This window comes from bacterium, from assembly GCA_013360195.1.
Lineage (GTDB): Bacteria > Electryoneota > RPQS01 > RPQS01 > RPQS01 > JABWCQ01.
In genome coordinates, this window is sequence record JABWCQ010000019.1 from 46,172 (window position 1) to 53,384 (window position 7,213).

6 protein-coding genes are annotated in these 7,213 nt (G+C 55.3%); 4 read left to right on the forward strand and 2 right to left on the reverse strand.

Going from position 1 to position 7,213, the window contains the following annotated elements:
* The first annotated feature begins 144 nt into the window (after positions 1-144).
* Genes gnd through pgl form a run of 4 tightly spaced genes read left to right on the forward strand, consistent with a single transcriptional unit; the run spans position 145 to position 4,353 of the window.
* Positions 145-1,044: a decarboxylating 6-phosphogluconate dehydrogenase gene (gene gnd / locus HUU59_12165; protein NUO20192.1), complete on the forward strand. Its 900-nt coding sequence runs from the start codon at positions 145-147 to the stop codon at positions 1,042-1,044.
* The gene (gene zwf, locus HUU59_12170) at positions 1,041-2,573 is read left to right on the forward strand and encodes a glucose-6-phosphate dehydrogenase (GenBank protein ID NUO20193.1); all 1,533 of its coding nucleotides are present in this window, start codon (positions 1,041-1,043) and stop codon (positions 2,571-2,573) included. The genes gnd and zwf overlap by 4 nt, the downstream gene beginning before the upstream one ends.
* On the forward strand, positions 2,570-3,634 hold the full coding sequence (locus HUU59_12175) for a glucose-6-phosphate dehydrogenase assembly protein OpcA (protein NUO20194.1): 1,065 nt from the start codon (positions 2,570-2,572) through the stop codon (positions 3,632-3,634). Before zwf ends, HUU59_12175 begins: the two co-directional genes overlap by 4 nt.
* On the forward strand, positions 3,631-4,353 hold the full coding sequence (gene pgl, locus HUU59_12180) for a 6-phosphogluconolactonase (GenBank protein NUO20195.1): 723 nt from the start codon (positions 3,631-3,633) through the stop codon (positions 4,351-4,353). The genes HUU59_12175 and pgl overlap by 4 nt, the downstream gene beginning before the upstream one ends.
* 75 nt (positions 4,354-4,428) lie before the next feature.
* Here pgl and HUU59_12185 read toward each other — a convergent pair whose 3' ends face one another.
* Both HUU59_12185 and HUU59_12190 read right to left on the reverse strand, forming a co-directional pair.
* Positions 4,429-6,123 carry a hypothetical protein gene (locus HUU59_12185; GenBank protein NUO20196.1) on the reverse strand — a complete coding sequence of 565 codons (1,695 nt, stop codon included), beginning with the start codon at positions 6,121-6,123 and terminating at the stop codon, positions 4,429-4,431.
* Positions 6,124-6,280: 157 nt separating this feature from the next.
* Positions 6,281-7,213: hypothetical protein (locus HUU59_12190; protein ID NUO20197.1), on the reverse strand; the 933-nt coding region annotated here is incomplete at its 5' end.

Sequence of the window (7,213 nt, forward strand, 5' to 3'; positions counted from 1 at the left end):
ATAATTTCACAAAATACAGGTTACAGCGCAGAATCTCAAGGCGAATTGTCCCGCAAATTGCAATGACATGGTAAAATTGGTTTATTAGTTATCACCAGACTGATCTCACAAACTGTTTAATTAGATAATTTATAAAGGTTTAGAATGAAACTCGGATTTGTCGGATTGGGGAAAATGGGGGGCAACATGGTCGAACGCCTGTTGCGTGGAGGCCACACCTGCATCGTCACCAACCGTTCCCCGGAGGCCATCGAAGTTGCAGTATCAAAAGGCGCGGTTGGAGCGCGTGACCTTGCAGACGTGGTGGCTAAGTTGGACGGGACCAAAGTCGTGTGGCTGATGATACCCGCAGGCAATGCGGTTGATGATGCCATCTCCCAACTCAAGGGCCTTCTGAATCCCGGCGACATCATTGTGGATGGCGGCAACTCCAATTTCCGCGACTCCATGCGCCGCGGCGAAGACCTGAAGGCACACGGCATTCACTTTGTGGATTCCGGCACCTCCGGCGGTGTTTGGGGACTAAAGGTCGGCTACTGCCTGATGGTGGGAGGAAGCGAAGCGGCGTTCAAGACTCTCGAACCTGCACTGAAGACCTTGGCTCCCGAGAATGGCTATCTCCACTGCGGTCCGGTTGGTTCAGGTCACTTTGTCAAAATGGTGCATAACGGCGTCGAATATGCAATCATGCAATCCTATGCCGAAGGATTTGAACTGATGCATCGCGGCCCATTTCCCATTGACTTGCCTGCCGTGTCCAAACTTTGGGAGAACGGGAGCGTTGTACGCTCATGGCTCCTGGAACTTGCCACACTTGCTTTGCAGGACGACCCGAAGCTCGAGAAAGTAAAACCATGGGTAGCCGATTCAGGGGAAGGCCGCTGGACCGTTCATGAATGTGTTGACTATGCCGTGCCGGCGCCAACCATTGCCGCCGCGCTCTTTGCCCGCTTTGCCTCGCGTGATGAAGAAGGATTCGGCTTGCGGCTCTTGAGCGCCCTTCGCAATCAGTTCGGCGGTCATGCCATGAAGACCGAGAAATGACTTCCGCAACTTCCAATCCCTTTCGCAGCGGCATGCTGATGGAACATCCCGCCGAGGCCTGTGTGCTGATTATCTTCGGTGGAACAGGCGACTTGGCCCAGCGCAAACTTTTTCCATCGCTCGCTCATCTCGTTCGCGAAGGCCGGCTTTCGGAACAAACACAATTCCTGTGTGTATCGCGCAAAGACCTTAACCAAGACGCGTTCCGTGCCGAAGTCGTCAATAATGCTCGCAGCATGGCTCCGGGGTCAATACCCGACGATGAGTTTGCAGCGAAGTTTGCAAGCCGCATCTTCACGGTCACCGATGCTGGAAATAACGGCAGGTTTGATGATCTGAAGTGGCGCTTGGGTGAAATGGCCGGCGCGGGTGGGCCGCGAAATCATTTGATCTATCTCTCGATACCGCCAACGGGCTATGCGCCCACCATCGCCGCGCTGGGTGCAGTCGGGCTTGCCGACGCCGAACCCGACGCTTGGAGCAGAATCATTATCGAAAAGCCGTTTGGAAGCGATTATGACAGCGCTCAAGAGCTCAACAGCGCGGCGGCCGCAGTCTTTCGTGAAGATCAAATCTATCGCATTGACCACTACCTCGGCAAGGAAACCGTTCAGAACATCCTGGTTTTACGGTTGGCCAATACGCTCTTTGAACCGATTTGGAATCACCATTACGTCGACCACGTCGCCATTACCGCCGCGGAAGCGTTGGGAGTCGAAGAGCGCGCGCAGTACTACGAGGAGTCCGGTGCGCTTCGCGACATGATTCAGAATCATCTGATGCAAATACTCGCCATGATTGCCATGGAACGGCCTGCCAGTCTCGCCGCCGAAGCTATCCGCGATGAAAAGCGCAAAGTTCTCGATTCCGTGCGGCCGTTCGGTGAACGGGATGTCGCAACTGTCGCTGTGCGCGCGCAGTATTCCGCAGGGGCAGTCGCAGGAAAGACCGTCGCCGGATATCTGGACGAGAAGGGCGTTCGCGCTGATTCCCGCACCGAAACCTATGCCGCGTTGAAACTCCACATTGACAACTGGCGCTGGAGCGGAGTGCCGTTTTATCTGCGCACAGGGAAGCGTCTTGCCAAACGCGTGACGGAAGTTGCCATCGTTTTTCGGCAGGTGCCGCACATGGTCTTCGCGCAATCCCCCGTGGACAGACTCGAGCAGAACGTACTTGCCATCCGTATCCAGCCCAATGAAGGCATCAGTCTTAAGTTCGAGGCCAAACTGCCCGGACACGCGCTGCATGTTCGCCCGGTTGAAATGGATTTCCGCTACGGCACGTCCTTCGGCGGCAGACTTTCCGATGCCTATGAACGGCTATTGCTTGACGCGATGATTGGTGACCAGACGCTGTTTGCGCGCCGCGACGCGGTCGAAGAAGGCTGGCGAATTGTCCAGCCGGTTTTGAACGCGTGGGCGAAGGATACAAGCGAGCCCTTGCCGCAATACGTGGCAGGAAGTTGGGGACCGGCGGAAGCGGATCTCCTGCTTGCGCAGCAGAATCATCGCTGGAGAAAATTGTGAGCGGTAACAACATAATCACTCCGCTTGCGCCGCCGCACGAAGTGGACGTGAGCAAAATCGAACAGGAGCTCGAACAGCTTTGGCGCGAAGCTGAATCCTCAGACCATCCTATCACCCGCGCGACCGCTTTCAATCTTGTGCTTGTGTGCGACCGTGGCGCTGAGGAACAGGCGCGCGAGTTGATTCCCGAGCTTGCGCTTGTGCATCCGACACGCACGATTCTTGTCGTGCTGAATGAATCCGCTCCGCCCGCACAGCGTGCGTGGGTGACGGCGCATTGCCGCAAACTTGAAGGCGAAAATCGTCAGATATGCTCCGAGGCAATCATTGTTGAGATTGACGGAGAAGCTTCGCTGCGCGCTTCTTCATTGATTCATTCTCTCTCGCTGGGCAGTCTTGCCACGGCAATCGTTTGGCACCAGTCTCTTCCGCTCAATCACTCTCTGCTGTGCACGCTTGCATTGTCAAGCGAGCGCGTGATTACCTGCGCGGCGCATCATCTCGCTCCCGCATCCACACTGAAGTCATGGCTCGAACTATACGAGAGTGTCCCGCCGGAGTGTGTGGTCACCGATTTGTTGTGGGCTGAACTCTCCGGATGGCGCGGCGCAGTGGCCGAACTCTTTGATGAGTGTCCCCGCTGGCGGGAGCTGCGCGAAGTCCGTGTCCATTCTCAGGGCGACAAACTAACTTGCGGCGCCTTGCTGTGCGGAGCATGGATTGGCTCAACTCTCGACTGGACATTCCAGAGCGTCTCGCTGCTTGGCAGCCGGCCGGTGATTGCCTGTCAGCAGGACCGCCGGATTGTCTTCTATCCTGACGGAGGCAGCGCGCCAACCGGTATTGAATTTATTTTTGCCGATGGCGGCGCTGCGGCAGTTATGCGCGCCCAAAATCAATTCTCAATCACCTGCGGCGGTCACACACATGCGGCTCGTGTTCGCGACGCCGACATGTTGTCGCTGCTCTCGCACGAACTGCACGCGTGGGGACGCGACCCGCGCATGGACAAGGCAGTGCGCATGGCACACGATTGGCTACCGGAGCTGCTCTTCTCATGAACCCCGAAATCATCTATTGCGAATTCCCCGACGACGTTGCAGAAGCTGCGGCAGCACTTTTGCATGAACTTCAAGAGGAAGCTATCGCCGACCGCGGAATTTTTCGTATCGCACTCTCCGGAGGTTCGACTCCCGCCTTGCTGTTCAAACAGCTTGCCTCAGCCGACTGGAAAGAGGAAATGGATTATCCCAACTGGGAAGTCTTCTGGGTGGATGAACGCGCCGTGCCTCCGACACACAAGGACTCAAACTACAAGCTTGCGCATGACCTGTTTTTGAGCAAAGTTGAAATCGGCAACGTATTCCGCATGCCTGCCGAACATCCGGACTTGAAGGAAGCCGCTGATGCCTACGCCCGCACACTCAAGAGTCGTTTCACGCAGGAGAGTGTCGCGTTTGACGCCGTGCTGCTCGGCATGGGCGCGGACGGCCACACCGCGTCACTTTTCCCGGGCACACCTGTGCTTGAATCCGGCGCACTGGTCGAAGCCGTCGAAATTCCCGGAAACGCGATTCCCAAGCGTTTGACCTTGACACTGCGCGTCATCAACAGTGCGCGCGCTGCAATCTTTCTGGTGACAGGAGTGGAAAAGGCTGCGCGTTTACGCGATGTCTTAATCGACAACAACTACAAATACCCCGCGACACGTATTGAACCCCGCGAAGGCCGCCTGATCTGGATTATCGACGAAGACGCTGCCACCGAGTTGAATGAATAGCGTACCACTGTATTCACAAATGCAAAACGGGCGACCCTTGAGGTCGCCCGTTTTCTATTTCCTATCTTCTATTTCCTATTTAAACAGGAAGTACAATCCGCCAAACGGGCGAATCTGCACATCTTCGCCTTCGGGCATGTAAGCTTTCACACCTGCATTGAATTGTACGACGTCAATATCTAATTGAATCGAACCGTCAAGCATCGGCGCTTCCATGTAGGGGAAGAATTGCTCTTCTATCACATCCTTTAGACGGTCAATCGAGAAAGACGACGACAACGAGTGTATTCGTCCGCCGCCTTCAACACGCAGGCGATACGTCTTTGCGCTCAAGACCGTCCAGCGCAGGGCTGCCGATACATGCGCGATACTCGCGTCAAAGGAACTAACATAAGTAATAGGTGGAAACGGATTATCAGGAAAGTCAATGGTATTCCGCGCTAAGACATCCGTTAGCAAATGCAATCCGCCTCCCACCATAAGTTGTGTCTGATCGGAGAACTTGTAATTCAAGTTGCCATCCAAATCAAACTCGTTCTTGTGTGTCCATGACCACTGTTCACTAATAGTTGCCGTGCTGTCGCGCCAAAAGAAATAGCGAGAATCATCCGGCCCCGGCCAGATTGCGGCCAGTCTCATCCACAAACCGATCCGCTTCCCTGCACCATACGGAGCGAGCTTGTCAATTCCGAACTTCGTCGCGAGTTCGTAATGTCCCAAATCCTGCGTGGCGGACTCTTCATACGCGTCGTCTTTCCATCCCGCTCTTACTCTATCCCAGAACAGATTATCCTGAAAGTAGGTGCGAATTCCCGCAAATGCAAACAGCGATCGATCCCACGCTGGAATATACATGACTTCGCCTGATGTCGAGAGAAATCTTGCAGTCAGGGAGTCCGTTTTCCACGGTGCAAGCTCCGCTGAAAATCTGAGTCCGATGCGCGAATTGATTTCCTGCCGTCCCGCAATCCACCTGTCCCACACGCCGAACTCCCATTCATTGCCTGCCGCGAAGGTCAGCCGGCCTCGCGACGCTTCTCTCTGTGCCATCGAGTAGCCGCCGCCGAGCATGCCAAGCGCTTCGCGATAGTAGAGTCCGCGCGGCTGTTCCAGTAATTCACTTGGAACATACACCGTATCACGAATGATAATCGGGTCCTTTTCCACCGTCACAATCTCCGGCACGAACACGGTGTCACGCTGATAGATAACCACGGTGTCAAATTTCGACGGCTCGGGACGCGGAAAGCTTACCCGCGTCGAGTCAAAATTCCACAACCGAATCTGCGCGCCGTTGGTCGTGAACTTGAAATATCCCTCGACCCCGTTGCCCCGGTAGCCGCGTGCGAGTCGCTCCTGCAGTCCCGCCAGCAGCCCGTAGCTGAGCGCCTTTCCTCCCCGCGCTGAAATCGCAATCGAGTCGAAAACCGAATGATACTGCCTGCCTTCGTACACTTCCGTGTTGGGTGGCAGTTTGAACGACCGCAGCAGCGAATCCAGCCGCTCGCTGATGGGTTCGAGCCGCAGCACTCTGCCTGTCGGATACAGCACCACCGCGTCGTTCTGGTCGAATCCGTCGTTCAGCAAATCCGTAATCAGCACGCGTTCAATCGTCTCGTTGCCCAGAAACAATTCATCGCGCAAAACCTGAATCTCCGCCGCGCTCGTGACATTCTGCTGCGTAACGAGCTTATAATCCACCTCGGCATTTACAGCCATCGTCATCATCATCGCCGCAATCGCGGCAAATAGCCATCTCAAGTGCTTCACTTATTGTCCCCCTAACAGGGCTTGATATTTTTTCATCTGCTCCCAATTTCCCTTCGAGCGGTAGGAAGCCACCAAAATTTCATATGCCGCCGTGCGCTGCTCAGGCGTCAACGGATACTGCAGCGCGCGCTCAGCGTTCTCGATGGATTGTGTCAAGTCATTGGACGCAATCTGCGCTATCGACACAAATCCGCCGCCTTGACCTTCCCACGGCACCTTGTCCGTAACTTTCCTTGTAATCTTTCGGACACTCTTCGCCCAAGCGGCTGACAACTTCACCGAGCCGTTGAATGCCCTCGGTTTTGTTGCCGTGATTGTAGGTGACGAGCGACAATCTCCACGTCAAAAAGTCCTTCGCTTTCACCGTGCGCGCAGAGGAGATGCCGCCCAGATACGCTTCCCGCGCACCGTTCCAATCCTCTTTGTTCTCAGCCGCGAATGCCGCGTCACGATACTCCGCCGCCGCGATGCCGCCGTTATCCCAATTTATCCAGTCAATCGTCTTCTGTATCTCCGCCGAGTCTTCCGGCGTCGAATACGATTGCGCCAGCGTGAACATCTTCAGCGCGTTTTGATCCTGATAGGTTTTCAAATACGCTTCACCAAGATACAAACGGTAGTTATTCGGAATCGAATCCGTTGAACCCGTCACCAGTTCGCGAATCCGCATCGCCTGATCAAATCCCGTGACCGCCTTATCATATTGCTTCGCCGAGTAGGCCGCGTAGCCATAGGCAAACCACAGATTGTCTTCGCCTTGCCGTTCATTCAGAATTTCGCGGTAGAGCGGCAGCGACTTGTCCCACTCTTCCATTCTGTCATACGTCGCCACGAGCCACAGCTGCAGCTCCTTCATCTCCGGCTGCTTGGCATAGGCTTTCTCGAAATTTTTCGCCGCGGCCTTGAAGGACGACATCGCGCGTTTGCGCGTGTCCAACTCTTTGGACGACTTCGTCGTGTCGCCCATCGCCTGACCGATCAAACCGAACACACCGCCGCGTGACTTGAGCGTCGTATCTGTCCCTGCCGCGCGCATTGCGTTCGCCTCTTTCAAGAACTCCTCACCCGCCGCGAAATCCTCTTTCCCGCG

Bases quoted from the DNA above. Each gene is read 5' to 3' on its own strand.
- zwf (NUO20193.1), top strand. From the start codon at position 1,041: ATGACTTCCGCAACTTCCAATCCCTTTCGCAGCGGCATGCTGATGGAA.
- gnd (NUO20192.1), top strand. From the start codon at position 145: ATGAAACTCGGATTTGTCGGATTGGGGAAAATGGGGGGCAACATGGTC.
- pgl (NUO20195.1), top strand. From the start codon at position 3,631: ATGAACCCCGAAATCATCTATTGCGAATTCCCCGACGACGTTGCAGAA.